The organism is Ensifer sp., assembly GCF_035999135.1.
In the GTDB taxonomy this organism is placed as follows: domain Bacteria; phylum Pseudomonadota; class Alphaproteobacteria; order Rhizobiales; family Rhizobiaceae; genus Ensifer.
Genome location: NZ_DASYGZ010000173.1, coordinates 41,040 through 60,406, shown reverse-complemented (window position 1 = coordinate 60,406; position 19,367 = coordinate 41,040). Strand labels below are relative to the sequence as shown.

Sequence of the window (19,367 nt, the reverse complement as noted above, 5' to 3'; positions counted from 1 at the left end):
CCGCATGGTCGAGCAGCTGGAACAGGCGCATGCGCGCGGCGAAAAGGCCAAGCAGCTTGACGACGAGTTCCTCGACGCCATCGACCAGGGCATGCCGCCGGCCGGTGGCCTCGGCATCGGCGTCGACCGCCTGATCATGCTTCTGACCAACGCACCGTCGATCCGCGACGTCATCCTCTTCCCGGCCCGTCGCCAGAAGGCCGACTGACCGGCGGTAGAATTTCTGTCAAACGAAAAAGCCCGGCGTTTGCGCCGGGCTTTTTTGCTTTTCGGATCGATTAAGGTTTGGCGCCGGCCGTAGCGCAGTCTTAGTGACCTGCCGGTGCCTCGGCAGTTTCCTCGGGCTTGGCCTCATGCTCGCCGCCGCCTGCTTTCGCATGCTCGCCACCGCCGGCCTCGGCGGCTGCACCCTCTGCCGGCTCCGCCGAGGGATCGATGCACGGTGAATGATCGTCCATGGAGGCCATCAGGTTGCGCACATCGTCGAGCGAAAGGTCGACGGTCTTGCCGTGAAAGGCGCCGACCGAATTTGCCGTGCCTTCGTTGTAGGACGCGCGGAATGTCTCGCTCATGCCTGGCACGCTCTGTGGGCCCGGCGCAAAGAGTACCTGCGCCCCAACCGCAGCACCGCGCACCTGGGCCCGTTCCTCGGGCCCGGCGGAATCGAGAACGACCACCTGATAGAGATCGGCCTTCTCGGCCTTGGCCAATGCCCCCACGACGCGCAGCGCCGTGCGGATGCGCGCCTGGCCGTCTGCGCGATCGGTCTTGACGTGCATGCGGATCCACCGTTGACCGTTGTGGCTGAGCTTCAGCGTTCGGATCAGCGTGCATTCGAGCCCGGAGGCTTTCGGCTCGTTCATCCGCGTCATCAGCGCGTCGCGGCTGACATAGACCGCAGCGCCACCGGAGGCGGCAGAAACGCCGAAGGCGGCCGTAAGAATGACCAGCAGCCGTTTCGATGGCCGGATCTTGCCGAGGATAGCCTTCACGCGCGTCACTCCGCCGTCATGTCCAGAATTAAGGGAAGCCCAAAGGCTGAACCTCAAGACTAGGCCGACGACCTTTCGGAAAGTTTAAATTGTGACGGCGAAAGTTCGGCAGCTTCGCCGCGTGGTTCCGCGCAAAGCCAAGCGACAGCGACCCGACATGGGCAAGACCATGCGCCACAAGAGTCCGGGGACGCTTCGCCGCGAGGTGATTGACTTTCACGGCCATCTTGCCTCCATTGCGGGCCGTCAAACACAAGAACAAGAAAAGAAGAACGAAATGCACAAAGTCATCTTTGATACGGACCCGGGCATCGACGATGCGATGGCGCTGCTGTTCCTGCACCGCCACCCGGCCATCGACCTGATCGGCATCACCACCGTCTTCGGCAATGCCTCGGTCGAGACCACGACCCGCAACGCGCTGTTTCTGAAGCGTGAGTGGGGCATCGACGCACCGGTCGCCAAGGGCCTCGACAAGACCTTCAATCCCGACCGTCCGCATGTCGGCTGGCCGACCTTCATCCACGGCGATGACGGCCTCGGCAACATCGACGTGCCCGAGACGGTCGACCTGCCGGTTGATCCGCGCCCGGCCCATCGCTTCATCATCGACACCGTGCGCGCCCATCCGGGCGAAGTGACGCTGATCGCGGTCGGCCGCATGACCAACCTGGCGCTGGCGCTGCGCGAGGACCCGGACTTCGCAGCCCTCGTGCGCGAAGTCGTCATCATGGGTGGCGCCTTCGACGTCAACGGCAACATCACGCCCGCTGCCGAAGCCAACATCCATGGCGACCCGGAAGCCGCCGACGTGGTGATGGCCGCCCAATGGCCGGTCACCGTCGTCGGCCTCGACGTCACCACCAAGACCGTCATGACCAAGGCGATGATCGCCGACATCGCCGAGCGCGGCGGCGAAGCCGGTAAGCTGCTCGCCGACATCTCGAAGTTCTACGTGACCTTCTATGAGCAGCACGTGCCCGATGGCATGGTCGTTCACGACAGCTGCGCCTGCGCCTATGTCGTTGCGCCCGAGCTCTTCACCGTCAGAAGCGGCGCGATCCGCGTCGTCTGCGGTGGCATTGCCGACGGCCAGACGATCCAGAGCCCCGACAACAGGCTGTTCCCGCCAAGCCCCTGGGACGACCTGCCGAGCCAGAAGGCCTGCATCGACATCGATGCGGCCCGCACGCTGAAGCTGATCGGCGACACGCTGGTTCTGGGCGGCTGAACCTCCTCGAGGCGCGCCCGACGCCGCGCCTCGAAAAAGGTCGATACGATGGCTGGCGGACGCGCGTTCGCCGGCTATCTTTATGTCCATGAAACCGGACGCCCTGCTCTATCCTGCCCCCAAAGGCCTCTACTGCCCGATCGGCGACTTCTACATCGACCCGGTGCAACCGGTCGAAAGAGCGCTGATCACCCATGGCCATTCCGACCACGCCCGCTCCGGCCACGGCCAGGTGCTCGCCACCCGCGAGACCCTCGACATCATGGGCATCCGCTACGGCGACGGCTTCTGCGGAACGAGCCAGCCGATCGCGCTTGGCGAAACGCTCACCGTCGACGGCGTCGACGTGAGCTTCCATCCGGCCGGCCACGTGCTCGGCTCGGCGCAGATATCGGTCCGCACGCAAGGCACCCGGATCGTCGTCTCCGGTGACTACAAACGCAGGCGGGACCCGACCTGCGCCGGCTTCGAGCCGGTTTCCTGCGATGTCTTCATCACCGAGGCGACCTTCGGCCTTCCCGTTTTCCATCATCCGGACGACCGGGCCGAGACACGCAAGCTTTTGACATCGCTCACGCAATTTCCCGAGCGCACTCACGTCGTCGGCGCCTATGCGCTCGGCAAGGCGCAGCGGGTGATCGCGCTCCTGCGCGAAGCGGGCTATGACGAGCCGATCTTCATCCACGGCGCCCTGCAGCGGCTTTGCGACTACTACCAGACCCAGGCTATCGAGCTTGGCGATCTTCGCCCGGCGACACTTGCGGCCGACGAGAAGCAGGATTTCAGGGGCACGATCGTGATCGGCCCCCCGGCTGCGTTTGCCGACCGCTGGTCGCGTCGCTTCGCCGACCCGATCGCGAGCTTCGCCTCGGGCTGGATGCTGATCCGGCAGCGGGCGAAACAGCGTGGCGTCGAACTGCCGCTCGTCATCTCCGACCATTGCGACTGGGCCGAGCTCACCCAAACGATCACCGAGATCGCGCCGGCGGAAGTGTGGGTGACGCACGGCCGCGAGGAGGCGCTGGTGCGCTGGTGCGAGCTTCAGGGCATCGCCGCGCGTCCGCTGCATCTCGTCGGCTACGACGACGAGGGGGAGTGACCGATGCACGCCTTCGCCGAACTGCTCGACCGCCTGGTCTTGAGCCCTCAGCGCAACTCCAAGATCCGCCTTCTCGTCGACTATTTCCGCACCGCGCCCGATCCCGATCGGGGCTACGCGCTGGCAGCGATCGCCGGTACGCTGTCCCTGAGCACGGTTAAGCCGGCGATGATCCGCGACCTCCTGCTTGAACGCATGGACCCCGTGCTCTTCCAGTACTCCTACGATTATGTCGGCGACCTCGCCGAAACCGTGTCGCTGGTGTGGGAGCCGCCGGCCGGCACAGTGCAGGCGGATATCCCGCTCGGGGAAGCGGTGGAGCGGCTGCAACGCACGGGCCGCGCCGATGTGCGCAGCGTCGTGCGCGACATGCTCGACCGCCTCGACACACCGGCGCGTTTCGCCTTTCTCAAACTCGTGACGGGCGGCCTGCGCATCGGCGTCTCGGCCAGGCTCGCCAAGCAGGCGCTGGCCGAGATGGGCGACAAGGACGCTTCGGAGATCGAGACCCTCTGGCACGGCCTGTCGCCGCCCTATCTGCCGCTGTTTTTATGGCTCTCGGGAGAGGGCGAAAAGCCGGCGCTTTCGACGCCCGCCGTCTTCCATTCGGTCATGCTCGCCAATCCCGTCGGCGAAGGTGATCTCGACGGGCTTGACCCGAACGATTTCGCTGCCGAATGGAAGTGGGACGGCATCCGCGTGCAGCTCGCCAATATCGGTGGCACAAGGCGGCTCTATTCGCGCAGCGGCGACGAGATTTCGAGCGCCTTTCCCGACGTACTGGAGGCAGCCGATTTCACCGGCGTCATCGACGGCGAACTGCTCGTCGGTGGCACCGCGCGCACCAACCGGCAAACAAGAAGCTTTTCCGACCTTCAGCAACGGCTCAACCGCAAGACGGTCGGCCAGAAGCTGATCGATAGCCATCCCGCCTTCATCCGGGCCTATGACGTCCTCTTTGCCGGAGAAAGGGACGTTCGCCCGGAAAGTTTCGTTGAACGACGGGCCCTGCTTACGGATCTGGTCGAGCAAGCGTCGCCGCAGCATTTCGACCTGTCGCCGCTGGTGCCGTTTTCGTCCTGGGACGAACTCGACCGGCTGCGCGCCGACCCGCCCGATCCGGTGATCGAGGGCATCATGCTGAAGCGGCTCGATTCCCCCTATACACCGGGCCGCATCAAGGGGCCGTGGTTCAAGTGGAAACGGGCGCCCTACAACATCGACGCGGTGCTCCTCTACGCCCAACGCGGCCACGGCAAGCGTTCGAGCTACTATTCCGACTTCACCTTCGGCGCCTGGACCGTCGTCGACGGCAAGGAGACGCTGGTGCCGGTCGGCAAGGCCTATTTCGGCTTCACCGACGCTGAGCTCGAAATCCTTGACCGCTTCGTCCGGGACAACACCACCGAACGGTTCGGGCCGGTGCGGGCGTTGCGCGCCGAGCCGGACTTCGGATTCGTCGTCGAGGTCGCTTTCGAGGGTATCAACCGCTCGACCCGGCACAAATCCGGTGTGGCCATGCGTTTTCCGCGTATTGCCCGCCTGAGACAGGACAAGCTGCCACGCGATGCCGACCGGCTGGAGACGCTATTGGCCATGATCGAAACGCGCGAAAGCACCTAAATTCGGGAACATCCCTCGCCGCTTTCGCGTTGGCCAGAGCAACCAACCGAAAGGCGGTGTCCCATGCCAGCCAAGTCGAAAGCCCAGCAGCGCGCCGCCGGAGCGGCGCTGGCCGCCAAGCGCGGCGAGGTCAAGAAATCGAGCCTGAAGGGTGCTTCGCGCGAGATGGAAAAATCCATGACCGAGGGCGAACTCGAAGATCTTGCCGAAACCAAGCACAAGAACCTGCCTGAGCACAAAACTGACAAAGGCTGAGCGGAACAAAAGCGGCGGCTAAAACAAGGTTTATTAAGACCCTTTTGGGATTATCCGGCTCAAGACTTAGCCATTCGCGTGCCGCCGGGGTGTTTTGTGCCTGCCAGACATGCTTTCAACCTCGGAATGAAAAGGCTCTCCAGAGTTCTGACCCCGAGTTACATTCCGGCGCTGATCGCGGCTTTCGTCGTTTGTGTCGCAGGTATTCTCGCAGACAATCAGAACCAGGTCGTCTCGGAGGCGCGCATCCGCGCCCGGGTTGCCGACGAGTTGAACCCGATCCGCTCCAAGCTCGAAGCCAACGTCAACGGCAACATCCAGCTGGTGCGCGGGCTGATCGGCACGCTCGCCACCGAGCCGGGCATGGACCAGCAGCGATTTGCAGCGCTTTCCCGCGGCATCTTCACCGAGCGCTCGCAACTGCGCAGCATTGCGGCCGCCCCCGATCTCATCGTCTCGATGGTCTATCCGGTCGAAGGAAACCAGAAGGCACTCGGCCTTGACTACCGCAGGAACGAAGCACAGCGCACCGCCGTGATGCGCGTCAGGGACACCGGCCAGATGGTGCTTGCCGGCCCGGTTGACCTCGTCCAGGGCGGGCGCGGGCTTATCGGGCGCTTTCCCGTCTCGATCGACGCCGGCGGCGGCAGCAATCATTTCTGGGGCATCGTTTCGGCCATCATCGACCTCGACCGCCTTTACGCCGACAGCGGCCTCTTGGCCGACGGATTGGGCATCGACGTCGCCATCGCGGGACGTGACGGAACCGGTGCGAAGGGCGCGGTGTTCTTCGGCGCGCCTGAAATTTTCCAACATGCGCCGGTCGAAATGACGGTGCTCCTGCCCGGCGGTTCATGGCACATCGCCGCCGTTCCGCGAGGTGGCTGGCCGACAACCGCGGGCAACGCCTGGTTCATCCGCGGCCTGATCATTCTCGGCGGCCTGATGATCATCCTGCCGATGGTCTTGACCGGGCGGCTGATGAGCGAGCGCCAGAGCAACATACGCGCGCTCAGGCACAGCAAAGGGCAGCTGCAGGAACTCTCCCACCGCCTGAAGATCGCGCTCGACTCCTCGCAGATCGGCATCTGGGAACTCGACATCGCCAGCGGCAAGCTGCTCTGGGACGAGCGGACGAAGGAACTCTATGGCCGCAAGGGATCGATGCGTCAGGCCTATGACGACTGGAAGGAGACCCTGCATCCGGACGACCTTGGTCGCGCCGAACGGGAGTTTGACGAGGCTCTCGAAAGCGGTCTGTCCTACAACTCCGATTTCCGCATCCGGCTTCCCGACGGCAGTGCCCGTCACGTCCGCGCGATCGGCTCAAGCTATGTCGGCGCCGATGGGCGACGAAAGATCGTCGGGGTCAACTGGGACGTGACCAACGACATCGAGACGCGCGAAACGCTTTTCGAAGCCAAGCGGCTTGCCGAAGCGCACAGCGCCGAGCTCGAAGCGGCACGCCACCGCATGGAATTCAATGCGCTGCACGATCCGCTGACGGGGCTGCCCAACCGCCGGTTCCTCGATCAGGTTCTGGCCGATCGCAGCAAGCATTTCGATCCGGACGCCCGGCTCAGCATCTTTCACATGGACCTCGACCGGTTCAAGCAGATCAACGACACGCTCGGCCATGCCGCAGGCGACGAAATCCTGCGCCATGCCGCAGCTCTCCTCAGCGGCAATGCCAACGAGACGGATTTCGTGGCCCGGATCGGCGGCGACGAATTCGTCATCGTCAGGCAGAACGGCGGGGCGGAACCGGACGCGCGGCTGGCCGCCCGCATCATCGAAGCGATGAGCGTGCCGGTGCGCTACAAGGATCAGGAGTGCCGCATCGGTGTCAGCATCGGCATCGCCGCCCAGAACCATGCAGCCGATGATCTGTCGCAGGTGCTGGTCAACGCCGATATCGCGCTCTACGAAGCCAAGCGCCGCGGCCGCAACCGGCACGAGACGTTCACCGGCGAATTGAAGACCGCAGTCTTCAAGACCAAGCAGACCGCCGACGAAATTCTTCGCGGGCTCGAACACAACGAGTTCATCGCCCATTTCCAGCCGCAGTTCTGCCCGCGTTCGCTCGATATCATCGGCGTCGAGGCGCTGGCGCGCTGGGATCACCCGACGAAGGGACTGCTTGGGCCCCATACCTTCCTCAAGACCGCCGAAGACATCAATGTCGTCGCCGCGATCGACCAGGCGATCCTGGAACAGGCGCTGTTCCAGATCTACCGATGGGAGGCCGCGGGCATCCATATCCCGAAGGTCTCGGTCAATCTTTCCTATGCGCGGCTGCACGACGAAAACCTGATCGATCGTCTCGAACAGCTGCAGATCCCGGCCGGGCGCCTCTCGTTCGAACTGCTGGAATCGATCTCCTTCGACGAAAGCGACATGACGGTGCTGTCGAACATTCGCCGGATCAAGGAACTGGGCATCGACATCGAGATCGACGACTTCGGCACCGGCTACGCCTCGATCGTCAGCCTGTTGAAGCTGACGCCGCGGCGGTTGAAGATCGACCGTCAGCTGGTCCTGCCGATCCTCAAGTCCCCGGCCGAAAAACGCCTGGTCGAATCGATCATCGATATTGGCATCTCCCTCGGCATTGACGTGATCGCCGAAGGCGTCGAGACCTTGGAACACGCCCACATGTTGAAGGAGCTTGGATGCTACGGGCTGCAGGGCTACGCCTTCGCCCGCCCGATGAACGCCAACGATCTTGCAACCTTCGCCTTCGAGCGCCGCTGGCTCGCAGCCTGAGGCGCGCTTTCCCCTTGAGCTAAAAAGCACGGGTGCGTGCATTTTTCGCACACTCAAGGCTTGGCAGTCCCGCCGCGAATCGCCATAAAAACAATTGCCTGCCTCCGCAAAAGCGGACCTGGCGGCATCATTTGCGACAGTCGCTGGCGCGACCGTCCTCCAGGGCCTCTAGGGCGTCCCGCTTCAAGTGACATCACCGAAAGCGGACAAGATGCTCTAGAATCAAAATCCTAGGGTATCCTTCGCGCGTTTGTCTGAACGCGCAGCGCCCTGGTGCCCGCCCTCCATGAGAACCGAACGAAGGGAACGGTACGATCGAATACGCGGGAAAATTGCTTTCTGTCTTCATCCTCGCCCCATTTGCGGGAAGCCTCCTTGCAATCTTCTTTCCGCCCGAACAGCGCGGCGCGACAGCCTGGTTCGCCGGCGCGATCGCGCTCCTGTGTTTCCTCGTCGCGGCCGGTCTCTATCCCTTCGTCACCTCTGGTGGCGTGCTGCGCTACGATATCGCCTGGTTGCCCGAGTTCGGCCTCAACTTCACGCTCCGCATGGACGGGTTCGCCTGGCTCTTCACGGTGCTCGTCACCGCGATCGGCGTGCTCGTGGTGCTCTATGCGCGCTACTACATGGCCGCCGAGGATCCGGTGCCGCGCTTCCTGTCGCTGTTTCTCGCCTTCATGGGCTCGATGCTCGGCGTGGTGCTTTCGGGCAATCTGATCCTGCTCGCCGTCTTCTGGGAACTGACGAGCATCGTCTCGTTCCTGCTGATCGGCTACTGGCACCACAATGCGCACGCCCGCGACGGCGCCCGCATGGCGCTGACCGTCACCGGCACCGGCGGCCTTTGCATGCTCGTCGGTTTTCTGATCATCGGCCGCATCATCGGCAGCTATGATCTCGACGTCGTTCTGGCCTCGGGCGACGCGATCCGCAACTCGCCGCTCTATATCCCGGTTCTGATCCTGGTCCTGCTCGGGGCGCTGACGAAGAGCGCGCAGTTTCCGTTCCATTTCTGGCTGCCACACGCCATGGCCGCGCCGACGCCGGTCTCGGCCTATCTGCATTCGGCGACCATGGTGAAGGCCGGCGTCTTCCTGCTTGTGCGCCTGTGGCCGGTCCTGGCCGGCACCGAGGCCTGGTTCTGGATCGTCGGTCTCGCCGGCCTGTCGACGCTGCTGCTCGGAGCCTATTTCGCGATCTTCCAGCAGGACCTCAAAGGCCTGCTTGCCTATTCCACCATCAGCCATCTCGGCCTGATCACCGTGCTCTTGAGCCTCGGCAGCCCGCTTGCCGCCGTCGCCGCCGTGTTCCACATCGTCAACCACGCCACCTTCAAGGCATCGCTGTTCATGGCGGCCGGCATCATCGACCACGAGACCGGGACGCGCGACATGCGCAAGCTCGGCGGGCTGATCCGCTACATGCCCGGAACCGCCGTTCTCGCCATGGTCGCAAGCGCCGCCATGGCCGGCGTGCCGCTCTTGAACGGTTTCATCTCCAAGGAAATGTTCTTCGCCGAAGCAATCGAGACCCATCAGGCCAACATTCTCGACACGATGACGCCTTATGTCGCGACGCTCGCCGGCATGTTTGCGGTGACCTATTCGCTGCGCTTCATCCACAGCGTCTTCTTCGGCAAGACGCCTGAGGACATGCCGAAGATACCGCACGAGCCGCCGCGCTGGATGCGCGCGCCGATCGAGTTCCTGGTGCTCGCCTGCCTCGTGGTCGGGATCATTCCGGCGATCACCATCGGCCCCTTCCTGCACACGGCAATCGTGTCGATCCTCGGCGCCAGCGCGCCCTATTACAGCCTGTCCGTCTGGCATGGCTGGAACCTGCCGCTGATCATGAGCTTCGTGGCGCTCGCCGGCGGCATCGGCCTCTATTTCCTGATGCGCAACTATCTCGCCACCAGCGTCGAGGGGCCGCCGATCTTCCGGCTTTTGCACGGCCAGCGCATCTTCGAGCGCGTTCTGGTGACGCTGTCATGGAAGTGGGCGCGCGCGCTCGAGCAGAATCTCGGCACCCGACGGCTGCAGCCGCAGATGCGCTTCCTCGTCTTCATCGCCGTTGCCGCCGGCGCGTTGCCCTTGCTTATCACCCATTTCGAGCTGCCGCCGCTTCTCGTGCGCAGCATCGACCCGGCTTTCGCGCTCATCTGGGCCGTCGGCACCGCCTGCGCCATCGGCGCGGCAATCCTTGCAAAGTTCCATCGGCTGGCCGCACTCGTGCTGCTTGGCGGCGCCGGTCTTTCGACCTGCCTCACCTTCGTCTGGCTCTCGGCCCCGGACCTTGCGGTGACGCAGCTGCTCGTCGAGATCGTCACCACGGTGCTCATCCTGCTCGGCCTGCGCTGGCTGCCGAAACGCATCGAGGACACGCAGGAGAACGAACTCCTGTCTCTGAGAGTTCGCTTCCGCCGCCTGCGCGACTTCCTGCTCGCCGTCACCGCCGGTGGCGGCGTGGCGCTGATCGCCTATACGATGATGACCCGTCCCCTGCCCGAGACCATCTCCAGCTATTTCCTCGAGCGCGCCTACAAGGAAGGCGGCGGCACCAACGTCGTCAACGTCATCCTCGTCGACTTCCGCGGCTTCGACACCCTTGGAGAAATCGCGGTGCTGGCGATCGTAGCACTCACGGTCTTCGCCCTGCTCCTGCGGTTCCGCCCCCAGGCCGACAGCCTGGAAGCGCCAGAACAGCAGCGCGTCCAGAACGCCTTCGACGACGACCACCCGGATCGCAGCAAGGGCGACAGCGTCGCCGAATACCTCTTCGTTCCCTCTGTCATCATGCGCTGGATGTTCCCGGTCATCGGCATGCTCGCCGCCTATCTGTTCCTGCGCGGCCATGACCTGCCCGGCGGCGGCTTTGCCGCGGGGATCGCGATGTCGATCGGCTTCATCCTGCAATACATGTCCGGCGGAACGCGCTGGGTCGAGGAGCGGCTGCGCATCCATCCGCTGCGCTGGATGAGCATCGGGCTCCTGGTCGCCACCGCGACCGGGGTCGGCTCGTGGCTGTTCGGCTACCCGTTCCTGACCTCGCACGCGCAGTACGTCACGTTGCCGATCGTCGGCAAGTTCCCGCTGGCGAGCGCCCTGTTCTTCGATCTCGGCGTCTTCTCGCTGGTGCTCGGCGCCACCGTGCTGATCTTGATCGCGCTTGCCCACCAATCGATCCGCGCACCGCGTGCGCATCAACGGGCCATGCGCGCCGGCAAGGAGGCACGCTGATGGAGCTCATCTTGTCCGTTGCGATCGGCGTACTGACCGCCTCCGGCGTCTACCTGCTGCTTCGCCCGCGCACCTATCAGGTGATCATCGGGCTCTCGCTGCTCTCCTATGCGGTGAACCTCTTCATCTTCGGCATGGGTCGTCTTCGCGTCAACGCGCCTCCGGTTCTGGAACCCGGCGGTGTCGGCGACCTCAGCCGCTACACCGATCCGGTGCCGCAGGCTCTCGTCCTCACCGCCATCGTCATCGGCTTTGCCATGACGGCGCTCTTCCTCGTCGTGCTGCTCGCCTCGCGCGGCTTCACCGGCACGGACCACGTCGACGGCCGGGAGCAGCGCCATGACTGAATGGACGCACCACCTCTTGATCCTGCCGATCCTTTTGCCGCTGGTCGTCGGCGCGGCGATGATCCCGATCGACGAGCGCAACCGCTCGCTCAAGGGCATCATGGGCTTCGTCTCGACGCTTGCGCTCTTCATCCTCTCAATCGTGCTGATGCGCATGGCCTCGTCGGGCGAAGCGTCCAACGTCTATCAGCTCGGCAACTGGCCGGCCCCCTTCGGCATCGTGCTGGTGCTCGATCGCCTGTCGGCTCTGATGCTGTGCCTGACCAGCGGTCTGGCGCTGGCGGCCCAGACCTACTCGATCGCCCGCTGGCACACAGCCGGCCATCACTTCCATTCGCTGTTCCAGCTGCTGATCGCCGGCCTTAACGGTTCGTTCCTGACCGGCGACCTCTTCAATCTCTTCGTCTTCTTCGAGATGATGCTGGCCGCGTCCTATGGCCTGTTGCTGCACGGCTCCGGACCGCTCCGCGTCAAGGCGGGGCTGCACTACGTGGCGATCAACCTTGCGGCATCGTCGCTGTTCCTGATCGGCGTCAGCCTGATCTACGGCGCGACCGGCACGCTCAACATGGCCGACCTCTCGGTGAAACTGGCGACGCTTTCGCCAAACGACCGCCAGATGGTCGAAGTCGGCGCCGGGGTACTCGGCGTCGCCTTCCTGGTGAAGGCCGGCATGTGGCCCTTGAGTTTCTGGCTGCCGACCGCCTATTCGGCGGCAACGCCGCCCGTCGCCGCGGTCTTTGCGATCCTGACCAAGGTCGGCATCTACGTCATCCTGCGGCTGTCGCTGCTGGTGTTCGGCGCAGGTGCCGGAGCCTCGGCGGGCTTCGGGCAGCCGGTGCTTCTTGCCGGCGGATTGCTCACCATCGCCTTCGGCGCGATCGGCGTGCTCGCCTCCCAGGCGATGGGCCGTCTTGCTGCCTATTCGGTGCTCGTCTCGTCAGGCACCCTGCTTGCCGCCATCGGCCTCGGCCACGCGAGCATGATCGCCGGTGCGCTGTTTTATCTGGTCAGCTCGACGCTGACGATCTCGGCCTTCTTCCTCCTGATCGAGCTGGTCGAGCGTGGCCGTGACGCCGGCGCCGACGTTCTCGCGGTGACGATGGAAGCCTATGGCGATGCCGACGAGGACGAAGAGGAAGAAGAGGCGGGCTCCGCCATCCCCGGCACCATGGCCATCCTTGGGCTTTGCTTCTGCCTGTGCGCGCTGCTCCTTGCCGGCCTGCCGCCGCTCTCGGGCTTCGTCGCCAAGTTTGCGATCCTTGGCGGGCTCTTCGGCCTGTCGGGCGGAGATGCCGCTCCGGCAATTTCTGCCGCCGACTGGACCTATGTGACGCTGCTGATCGTCTCCGGTCTCGCCGCGATGATCGCCATGAACCGCGTCGGCATCCGCACCTTCTGGGCGTCGATCGAAAACACGGTTCCGCGCGTCGTCGTCATCGAAATAACACCGGTGGCGGTGCTGCTGGCCGCCTGCATCTTCCTGAGCCTCCAGGCCGGGCCGATCATGGGCTACATGCAGGCGACCGCGGATTCACTGATGAACCCGGCAGGCTATGCCGAACGCGTGCTCAACGCACCCAGGGCGGGAGGCTGATCGCCGATGCGCACCTGGTTCCCCTATCCGCTCCTGACCGTCGCCCTGCTCTTCGTCTGGCTGCTGCTCAATCAATCCATCGCCCCCGGCACCGTCGTCATGGGTACGCTGCTTGCGACCGGCCTTGGCTGGGTGACGCTGAAGCTCAGCCCCTTGCGCTCGCATCCGCGCCGGATCCTCTTTGCCGTGCGCTTCGGCTTCACGGTGGCGCTTGATGTCATCCGGTCCAACCTCGCGGTTGCCGGCGTCATCCTGCGCGCGCGGCGCCGGCCGCCGAGTTCCGGCTTCCTGACCGTCGACCTCGACCTAGAGGACGAAAATGCCTTGGCGCTGCTTGCCTGCGTCATGACGGCGACACCCGGAACCGCCTGGCTCGAATACGACCGTCTGCGAAAATCCCTGCTTTTCCACGTGCTCGACATGGAGAACGAGGACGTCTGGATCCAGACGGTCAAGCGCTACGAAGCCGCCCTGAAGGAGATTTTCGGATGATGGAACTCTCGATCATCTGGTCGCTGCTGATCGCCCAGATCATGATCGGCCTGGCGATGGCCTTGGCCTTCTACCGCATGGTCAGGGGGCCGCGCGCCCAGGACCGCATCCTCGGCCTCGACACGCTCTACATCAACGCCATGCTGATGCTTCTGACCTTTGGTATCCGTACCGCCAATTCGCTCTATTTCGAGTCGGCGTTGATCGTCGCGCTCATCGGCTTCGTCTCGTCGATCGCCTTTGGCAAGTTCCTGATGCGCGGGGAGATCATCGAATGAGCCACCTCACCGACCTTCCCGTCTGGGCGGGCGTACTCGTCTGCGGTCTGACGCTTGTCGGAGCCGCCATCGCGCTCATCGGCGCGACAGGCCTGCTCCGTCTTTCCAACTTCTACGAACGCCTGCACGCGCCGACGCTGGCAACCAGTGGCGGCGTGCTTTTGATCAGCATCGCCTCGATCATCTGTTTCGCCGTGCTCCAGAGCCGCTGGGTGTTCCACGAGATCCTGATCATCGTTTTCGTCGTCGTCACGACGCCGGTGACGCTGATGCTGCTCGGGCAGGCCGCCCTTTATCGCGACCGCGTCGAAGAACAGCGCGGCGTCCCGCTCAAGCAGCGCCCGCCGCGCGAAGACCCGGCCGAGCAAGAATAAGCCACTGGCAGCGCCGACGCCTTACTCGCCGCGTCCGCGGAACCGCCTTTGATAGGCCGGATCGTAGAGCGAGCTTTCCCGGAAATCCGTGGCCGCGAGACCGGGGCCGACAAAGATCAGCGCCGTTCGCTCGATCGGCTCTTCCGCCACCTTCGCGGCGATGTCGGAAAGCGTTCCGCGCACCACGCGCTCATCCGGCCAGGACGCCTTGACGACGATCGCGACCGGACAATCCGCGCCATAGAGTGGCGTCAGTTCCTCGACCACCTGCTTAAGCGCATGGATGGCGAGATGGATCGCCAGCGTCGATCCGGTCGCGCCAAAGGCTGCGAGCGTTTCCGCGTTCGGCATCGGCGAGGCACGACCCGAAACGCGGGTCAGCACCAGGCTCTGGGCGACCGCCGGAATGGTCAGTTCGCGGCCAAGCGCCGAGGCGGCCGCGGCAAAGGACGGCACGCCCGGTGTCATCGTATAGGAAATGCCGTGCTTCTCGAGCCTTCGGATCTGCTCGGCAACGGCGCTCCAGACCGACAGATCGCCGGAATGAAGGCGCGCCACATCCAAGCCGTCGGCCTCTGCCTTGAGATATTCAGCCTCGATCTCGTCAAGCGACATCGGCGCGGTGTCGACGATGCGGGCGCCGGGCGGGCAATATTGCAGGAGTTCCGGCGAAACGATCGAGCCGGCATAGAGGCAGACCGGGCAGCGCCCGATCAGGTCGCGTCCTCGCACCGTGATCAGATCTGCGGCCCCCGGGCCCGCGCCGATGAAATGTACCGTCATTTGCCACTCTCACTTTTCGCTTTGGCACCGTTGCCGACGCAAATTTCTTCAGTCTTCTGCTGGTCCTGCTCTCTTGCCCCCTAGGCAATGCCGGACCCAAAACCGCTTCACACTTTTGCCGGTATCGCTCTCTCGTTCCGACGCAATCCCGAACGCAAAACCGCTTCGCACTTTTGCTGGTATTGCTTCAGCTCTTCGTCCACGACCACTGCGTCACCGGCATGGCCGGTCGCCAGCCGGTCATCGCGCCGACCGGTCCGGCTCTCGCGATATCGATGCGGATCAGCGAACCGCCGAGCCGCGCATGATGATCGAGCAGCACCGCTTCCATGTCCGTCGTCACCGCATTGGCGACCAGTCGGCCGCCGGGCTTCAGCGCTGCGACTGCCGCGCCCATCACGCCTGCTTCGCTGCCCCCGCCGCCGATGAAGATTGCGTCCGGCTCAGGCAGGCCGGCGAGCGCCGCCGGCGCCTCGCCCTCCACCACCGTCAGCCCCGGCACGCCGAACATCGTGGCGTTGCGTCCGATGCGCGCCGCACGCTCCGGCTCGACCTCAATGGTGATCGCCTGCATCGTCGGATCGGCGAGCATCCACTCAATGCCGATCGAGCCCGAGCCGCCGCCGATATCCCAGAGCAGCTCGCCCTTGCGCGGCGCAAGTGCTGACAGCGTCAGCGCCCGCACTTCGCGCTTGGTGATCTGCCCGTCATGCTCGAACAGCGCATCGTCGCGGCCGGCCGCAAGTGGCAGGATGCGCGCACCCTCGTCGGCCGTCACCTCGATGGCGCAGACGTTCAAGGGGTGGACGAGGCCGAGCATGAAGCGCGAGGCGATCTGCGTCGTCACCCGTTCGCCGGCGCCGCCAAGCGCTTCGAGCACCGTCAGCCGCGACTGGCCGAAGCCGCTTGAAACCAAGAGCTCGGCGAGATCCCTCGGACCCGCGCCATCGGACGTCAGAGTCAGCACGCGCGCCCCTGGATGCAAGTGCGGCCGGACCAGATCGAGCGGGCGGCCGTGCACCGAGACCAGTGTCGCCTCCTGCAGCGCCCAGCCGAGCCGTGAGGCCGCAAGGCTGATCGAGGACGGGGCTGGAAGTGTGCGGATTTCGGCGGACGCGATGCGCCGTGCGAGCGTAACGCCGACGCCGAAGAAGAACGGATCGCCCGAGGCCAGCACCACCACGGGGCTGCCGCGGCGGTCGACGATTTCCACCACCGAGCGCTCGAGCGGGCTCTGCCAATTGTGGGCCTCCCCCGTGATGAGGGGGGCAGCCAGCTCCAGATGGCGATGGCCGCCATAGACCACCGGCGCCTCGGCAATCAGACGCTTGGCCTCGTCGCCCAGACCCGCTACACCGTCCTCACCGATACCGATAACGGTCAGCCAAGGGGAAACGATGGCGGATTCGCTGTTCGACACGTCAGCCATGGAAAAACCTCGCATTCTGATATTGGGCGGTACCACCGAAGCGCGCGAACTGGCGCGTCGCCTGGCCGAAGACAGCCGATTTGACACCGTAATTTCGCTCGCCGGTCGCACCGCCGATCCGAAGCCGCAGCCGGCCAAGACCCGCATCGGCGGCTTCGGCGGCGCCGAGGGTCTGGCGCACTTCCTCAGCGACGAAGAGATCGCGCTGCTGGTCGATGCGACCCATCCCTTCGCCGCGCGCATATCCCACAATGCTACTGAGGCGGCGCAGCGAACCGGCACCAGGCTGCTCGCGCTTCGCCGCCCGGAATGGCAACCGGAACCCGGCGATCGCTGGACGTCTGTCGAGAGCGTTGCCGAGGCCGTCCATGCGCTGGGCACGGCCCCGCGCCGCGTGTTTCTCGCCATCGGCCGGCAGGAGGCATTCCACTTCGAGGCGGCCCCCCAGCACAGCTACATCATCCGCAGCGTCGATCCGGTGACGCCGCCGCTCAATCTTCCCGACCAGCAGGCGATCCTGGCAACCGGCCCCTTTGCGGAGGCCGATGAAGCCGCGCTGCTCGAGGCGCAAAAAATCGACGTCATCGTCGCCAAGAACAGCGGCGGCAGCGCCACTTACGGCAAGATCGAGGCCGCCCGTCGGCTTGGCATCGAGGTGATCATGGTCGAGCGGCGCAAACCCGCCAACGTGCCTGCAGTCGACACTTGCGACGAGGCGCTCGACCGGATCGCTCACTGGCTTGCCCCGGCATAAAAGCGCGGCGTGTAGACGAGATCAGGCTGACCATCACGCCCAATGATGCGCGTTTCGGCCGAGCCGATGATGACGCAGGTCGCCATATCGGCGCGATTGGCATCGGCCTCGCCAAGCGGCATCACCGTCATGCGTTCGTCTGGCCGTCCGGCGGCCCTGCCGAAGATCACCGGCACCGTCGCCGGCAAAACGCCGCGCAGCACCTCGAAGGCCTCGCCGAGTTGCCAGGGCCGCGCCTTGCTGATCGGATTGTAAAGCGCAATCACCAGTCCCGCTTCCGCCGCCAGCCTCAGCCGCCGGGTGATGACCTCCCAGGGCTTCAGGTTGTCGGACAGCGAGATCGCGCAGAAATCATGGCCGAGCGGCGCGCCGATACGGGCGGCAACGGCGAGCATGGCCGTAACGCCAGGCGTGATGACAAGCTCCACCGACTTCCATTCCTCAGGGCCCTTGTCGATCGCCTCGCAGACGGCCGCCGCCATGGCAAAGACGCCGGGATCGCCGCCCGAGACCATGCAGACCTTCACCCCGGCAGCTGCGCGCGTCAGCGCCACTTGCGCCCGGTCGAGCTCCTCGCGGTTGTCCGAGGCGATGCGCACCTGGTCGGGTCTGAGGTTCAGCCGGTCGAGATAGGGAAAATAGCCGTAGAACTCTTGCGCCGCCGCGACGGCTTCCGCCGTTTCCGGCGTCATCTGCTTGGCGCTGCCCGGGCCGGTGCCGACGACATAGAGCGTGCCGGTCATGGCCTGTCCTTCCACCCGGGTACGAGCACAAGCGAGAAATAGGGCGCGTCGTCGTCGGCCTTCTCGGCAAGCGCGGTCATCGCTCCGTTCTTCATCGTCCCGCGCTCGACATAGACGGCCTGATCGAGGCGGCCGGACGCGGCAAGCGCCCGGCGGATCTTCGGCAGGTTGCGGCCGACCTTCATGATGACGGCGGCTTCGGTGTCCTGAAGGCGGCGGCCAAGCTCGGCCTCGGCCATCGTGCCCGGAAGCACGGACAGCACGTCATCGCCCTGCACCAGCGGCAGGCCGGCGAGCGACCAGCACCCGGACATGGCGGTGATGCCGGGGATCACTTCGACTGGGAAACGGTTGGCGAGCCGCACATGCAGGTGCATGTAGGAGCCATAAAACAGCGGGTCGCCTTCGCTGAGCACAGCCACGGTACGGCCGGCGAGCAGATGCGCCGCCACGGCTTCCGCCGACGCGTTGTAGAAGTCGGTGATCTGGCTCTTGTAGGCGCCGTCGTCCTTGTCGATCTCGGTCGTCACCGGATAATAGAGCGGCAGCTCGACCATATCCGGCTTCAAGAGCCCCTCGACCACGGCGCGGCCATTGCCGCTGCGCCCGGCCTTGGCGAAATAGGCAAGCACGTCGGCTTGCCCAAGCGCCTTCACCGCCTTGACGGTCAAAAGCTCCGGATCGCCCGGGCCGGTTCCAACGCCGATCAGGCGTCCGACACCAGCGCCGCTCACAGGCCTGGCCTCGCGAGCGAATTGAGCGCTGCCGCAGTCATGGCGCTGCCGCCGAGGCGGCCGCGGACGATGGCGAAGGGAACGCCATAGGAATTTTCGGCGAGCGCATCCTTCGATTCCGCCGCACCGACGAAACCGACGGGCATGCCGATGATCGCCGCAGGTTTCGGCGCGCCGTCGCGCAGCATCTCCAGCAGGAAGAACAGCGCCGTCGGCGCGTTGCCGATGGCGACCACCGATCCGGCCAGACGCTCGCTCCAGAGCTTCAGTGCCGCCGCCGACCGGGTGTTGCCGATCTCGGCGGCAAGCCCGGGCGTGCGCGGGTCGCGCAACGTGCAGATCACCTCGTTGCCGGCAGGAAGGCGGGCGCGGGTAACCCCGTGCACGACCATTTCGGCATCACAGAGGATCGGCGCGCCGGCCTTGAGCGCTGCGCGGGCCGAGCTCACGAAATCGGGAGAAAAGACGAACTGCCTGGTTGCCTCGACCGAGCCGCAGGCATGCACCATGCGCACGGCGAGATCCGCTTCCTCTTCGGAAAAACCCGAGAGATCGGCCTCGGCGCGGATGATGGCGAAGGAACGCTCGTAGATGGCGTTGCCATCGCGAATGTAATCATACTCAGGCATGT

Annotated in this window: 19 protein-coding genes; 13 read left to right on the top strand and 6 right to left on the bottom strand. The window is 64.9% G+C overall.

The genetic code is table 11. From position 1 onward, the window contains the following. Positions 1-208: amino acid--tRNA ligase-related protein (locus VGO12_RS22975; RefSeq protein WP_327494732.1), on the top strand; the 208-nt coding region annotated here is incomplete at its 5' end. 100 nt (positions 209-308) lie between these two features. Here VGO12_RS22975 and VGO12_RS22970 read toward each other — a convergent pair. Beyond that, the gene (locus VGO12_RS22970) at positions 309-992 is read right to left on the bottom strand and encodes a hypothetical protein (protein ID WP_327515047.1); all 684 of its coding nucleotides are present in this window, start codon (positions 990-992) and stop codon (positions 309-311) included. 277 nt (positions 993-1,269) lie between these two features. Here VGO12_RS22970 and VGO12_RS22965 point away from each other — a divergent pair, with 277 nt between their 5' ends. The 11 genes from VGO12_RS22965 to mnhG all read left to right on the top strand — a co-directional run bounded on the left by VGO12_RS22965 (position 1,270) and on the right by mnhG (position 14,293). Then, a complete protein-coding gene (locus VGO12_RS22965) occupies positions 1,270-2,223 on the top strand; it encodes a nucleoside hydrolase (protein ID WP_327515046.1) in 954 nt (317 codons plus the stop codon). Positions 2,224-2,311: 88 nt separating this feature from the next. Then, positions 2,312-3,322, top strand: coding sequence for a ligase-associated DNA damage response exonuclease (locus VGO12_RS22960; RefSeq protein ID WP_327515051.1), 1,011 nt, complete (start codon positions 2,312-2,314; stop codon positions 3,320-3,322). A gap of 3 nt (positions 3,323-3,325) precedes the next feature. Further along, on the top strand, positions 3,326-4,945 hold the full coding sequence (locus tag VGO12_RS22955) for a cisplatin damage response ATP-dependent DNA ligase (protein ID WP_327515045.1): 1,620 nt from the start codon (positions 3,326-3,328) through the stop codon (positions 4,943-4,945). 63 nt (positions 4,946-5,008) lie between these two features. Then, complete coding sequence (locus VGO12_RS22950) at positions 5,009-5,200, top strand: DUF3008 family protein (RefSeq protein ID WP_327515044.1); 192 nt, start codon at positions 5,009-5,011, stop codon at positions 5,198-5,200. 126 nt (positions 5,201-5,326) lie between these two features. Then, the gene (locus VGO12_RS22945) at positions 5,327-7,966 is read left to right on the top strand and encodes a bifunctional diguanylate cyclase/phosphodiesterase (protein ID WP_327515043.1); all 2,640 of its coding nucleotides are present in this window, start codon (positions 5,327-5,329) and stop codon (positions 7,964-7,966) included. A 332-nt stretch (positions 7,967-8,298) separates the two neighbouring features. Beyond that, positions 8,299-11,205: a monovalent cation/H+ antiporter subunit A gene (locus VGO12_RS22940; RefSeq protein WP_414650768.1), complete on the top strand. Its 2,907-nt coding sequence runs from the start codon at positions 8,299-8,301 to the stop codon at positions 11,203-11,205. Further along, complete coding sequence (locus tag VGO12_RS22935) at positions 11,205-11,552, top strand: Na+/H+ antiporter subunit C (protein WP_327494725.1); 348 nt, start codon at positions 11,205-11,207, stop codon at positions 11,550-11,552. The genes VGO12_RS22940 and VGO12_RS22935 overlap by 1 nt, the downstream gene beginning before the upstream one ends. Then, positions 11,545-13,149 (top strand): monovalent cation/H+ antiporter subunit D, encoded by a 1,605-nt coding sequence (locus VGO12_RS22930; RefSeq protein WP_327515042.1) that lies wholly within the window; start codon positions 11,545-11,547, stop codon positions 13,147-13,149. The genes VGO12_RS22935 and VGO12_RS22930 overlap by 8 nt, the downstream gene beginning before the upstream one ends. A 6-nt stretch (positions 13,150-13,155) precedes the next feature. Next, a complete protein-coding gene (locus VGO12_RS22925; RefSeq protein WP_327515041.1) occupies positions 13,156-13,641 on the top strand; it encodes a Na+/H+ antiporter subunit E in 486 nt (161 codons plus the stop codon). After that, complete coding sequence (locus VGO12_RS22920) at positions 13,638-13,919, top strand: K+/H+ antiporter subunit F (protein WP_327515040.1); 282 nt, start codon at positions 13,638-13,640, stop codon at positions 13,917-13,919. Before VGO12_RS22925 ends, VGO12_RS22920 begins: the two co-directional genes overlap by 4 nt. Beyond that, positions 13,916-14,293, top strand: coding sequence for a monovalent cation/H(+) antiporter subunit G (mnhG, locus tag VGO12_RS22915; protein WP_327515039.1), 378 nt, complete (start codon positions 13,916-13,918; stop codon positions 14,291-14,293). Before VGO12_RS22920 ends, mnhG begins: the two co-directional genes overlap by 4 nt. A gap of 21 nt (positions 14,294-14,314) precedes the next feature. Here mnhG and cobM read toward each other — a convergent pair whose 3' ends face one another. Together cobM and cbiE are read right to left on the bottom strand one after the other, a co-directional pair. Continuing rightward, positions 14,315-15,076 carry a precorrin-4 C(11)-methyltransferase gene (cobM, locus tag VGO12_RS22910; RefSeq protein WP_327515038.1) on the bottom strand — a complete coding sequence of 254 codons (762 nt, stop codon included), beginning with the start codon at positions 15,074-15,076 and terminating at the stop codon, positions 14,315-14,317. A gap of 187 nt (positions 15,077-15,263) precedes the next feature. After that, positions 15,264-16,505: a precorrin-6y C5,15-methyltransferase (decarboxylating) subunit CbiE gene (cbiE, locus tag VGO12_RS22905; protein WP_327515037.1), complete on the bottom strand. Its 1,242-nt coding sequence runs from the start codon at positions 16,503-16,505 to the stop codon at positions 15,264-15,266. Here cbiE and VGO12_RS22900 point away from each other — a divergent pair. Further along, the gene (locus VGO12_RS22900) at positions 16,474-17,259 is read left to right on the top strand and encodes a cobalt-precorrin-6A reductase (RefSeq protein ID WP_327515036.1); all 786 of its coding nucleotides are present in this window, start codon (positions 16,474-16,476) and stop codon (positions 17,257-17,259) included. The two genes, cbiE and VGO12_RS22900, sit on opposite strands and share 32 nt — an antisense overlap. Here VGO12_RS22900 and VGO12_RS22895 read toward each other — a convergent pair. From VGO12_RS22895 to VGO12_RS22885, 3 genes are read right to left on the bottom strand one after another with little or no spacing between them, the layout of a single operon-like run. Then, a complete protein-coding gene (locus tag VGO12_RS22895; protein WP_327515035.1) occupies positions 17,238-18,002 on the bottom strand; it encodes a precorrin-3B C(17)-methyltransferase in 765 nt (254 codons plus the stop codon). The two genes, VGO12_RS22900 and VGO12_RS22895, sit on opposite strands and share 22 nt — an antisense overlap. Next, positions 17,999-18,736, bottom strand: a complete 738-nt coding sequence (locus VGO12_RS22890) for a precorrin-2 C(20)-methyltransferase (protein ID WP_327515034.1) — start codon at positions 18,734-18,736, stop codon at positions 17,999-18,001. The genes VGO12_RS22895 and VGO12_RS22890 overlap by 4 nt, the downstream gene beginning before the upstream one ends. Continuing rightward, complete coding sequence (locus VGO12_RS22885) at positions 18,733-19,365, bottom strand: precorrin-8X methylmutase (protein WP_327515033.1); 633 nt, start codon at positions 19,363-19,365, stop codon at positions 18,733-18,735. Before VGO12_RS22885 ends, VGO12_RS22890 begins: the two co-directional genes overlap by 4 nt. Positions 19,366-19,367 lie beyond the last annotated feature (2 nt).

Bases quoted from the DNA above. Each gene is read 5' to 3' on its own strand.
- VGO12_RS22960 (WP_327515051.1), top strand. From the start codon at position 2,312: ATGAAACCGGACGCCCTGCTCTATCCTGCCCCCAAAGGCCTCTACTGC.
- VGO12_RS22895 (WP_327515035.1), bottom strand. From the start codon at position 18,002: ATGACCGGCACGCTCTATGTCGTCGGCACCGGCCCGGGCAGCGCCAAG.
- cobM (WP_327515038.1), bottom strand. From the start codon at position 15,076: ATGACGGTACATTTCATCGGCGCGGGCCCGGGGGCCGCAGATCTGATC.
- VGO12_RS22885 (WP_327515033.1), bottom strand. From the start codon at position 19,365: ATGCCTGAGTATGATTACATTCGCGATGGCAACGCCATCTACGAGCGT.
- VGO12_RS22955 (WP_327515045.1), top strand. From the start codon at position 3,326: ATGCACGCCTTCGCCGAACTGCTCGACCGCCTGGTCTTGAGCCCTCAG.
- VGO12_RS22900 (WP_327515036.1), top strand. From the start codon at position 16,474: ATGGCGGATTCGCTGTTCGACACGTCAGCCATGGAAAAACCTCGCATT.
- cbiE (WP_327515037.1), bottom strand. From the start codon at position 16,505: ATGGCTGACGTGTCGAACAGCGAATCCGCCATCGTTTCCCCTTGGCTG.
- VGO12_RS22950 (WP_327515044.1), top strand. From the start codon at position 5,009: ATGCCAGCCAAGTCGAAAGCCCAGCAGCGCGCCGCCGGAGCGGCGCTG.
- VGO12_RS22945 (WP_327515043.1), top strand. From the start codon at position 5,327: ATGAAAAGGCTCTCCAGAGTTCTGACCCCGAGTTACATTCCGGCGCTG.
- VGO12_RS22965 (WP_327515046.1), top strand. From the start codon at position 1,270: ATGCACAAAGTCATCTTTGATACGGACCCGGGCATCGACGATGCGATG.
- VGO12_RS22925 (WP_327515041.1), top strand. From the start codon at position 13,156: ATGCGCACCTGGTTCCCCTATCCGCTCCTGACCGTCGCCCTGCTCTTC.
- mnhG (WP_327515039.1), top strand. From the start codon at position 13,916: ATGAGCCACCTCACCGACCTTCCCGTCTGGGCGGGCGTACTCGTCTGC.
- VGO12_RS22920 (WP_327515040.1), top strand. From the start codon at position 13,638: ATGATGGAACTCTCGATCATCTGGTCGCTGCTGATCGCCCAGATCATG.
- VGO12_RS22930 (WP_327515042.1), top strand. From the start codon at position 11,545: ATGACTGAATGGACGCACCACCTCTTGATCCTGCCGATCCTTTTGCCG.
- VGO12_RS22935 (WP_327494725.1), top strand. From the start codon at position 11,205: ATGGAGCTCATCTTGTCCGTTGCGATCGGCGTACTGACCGCCTCCGGC.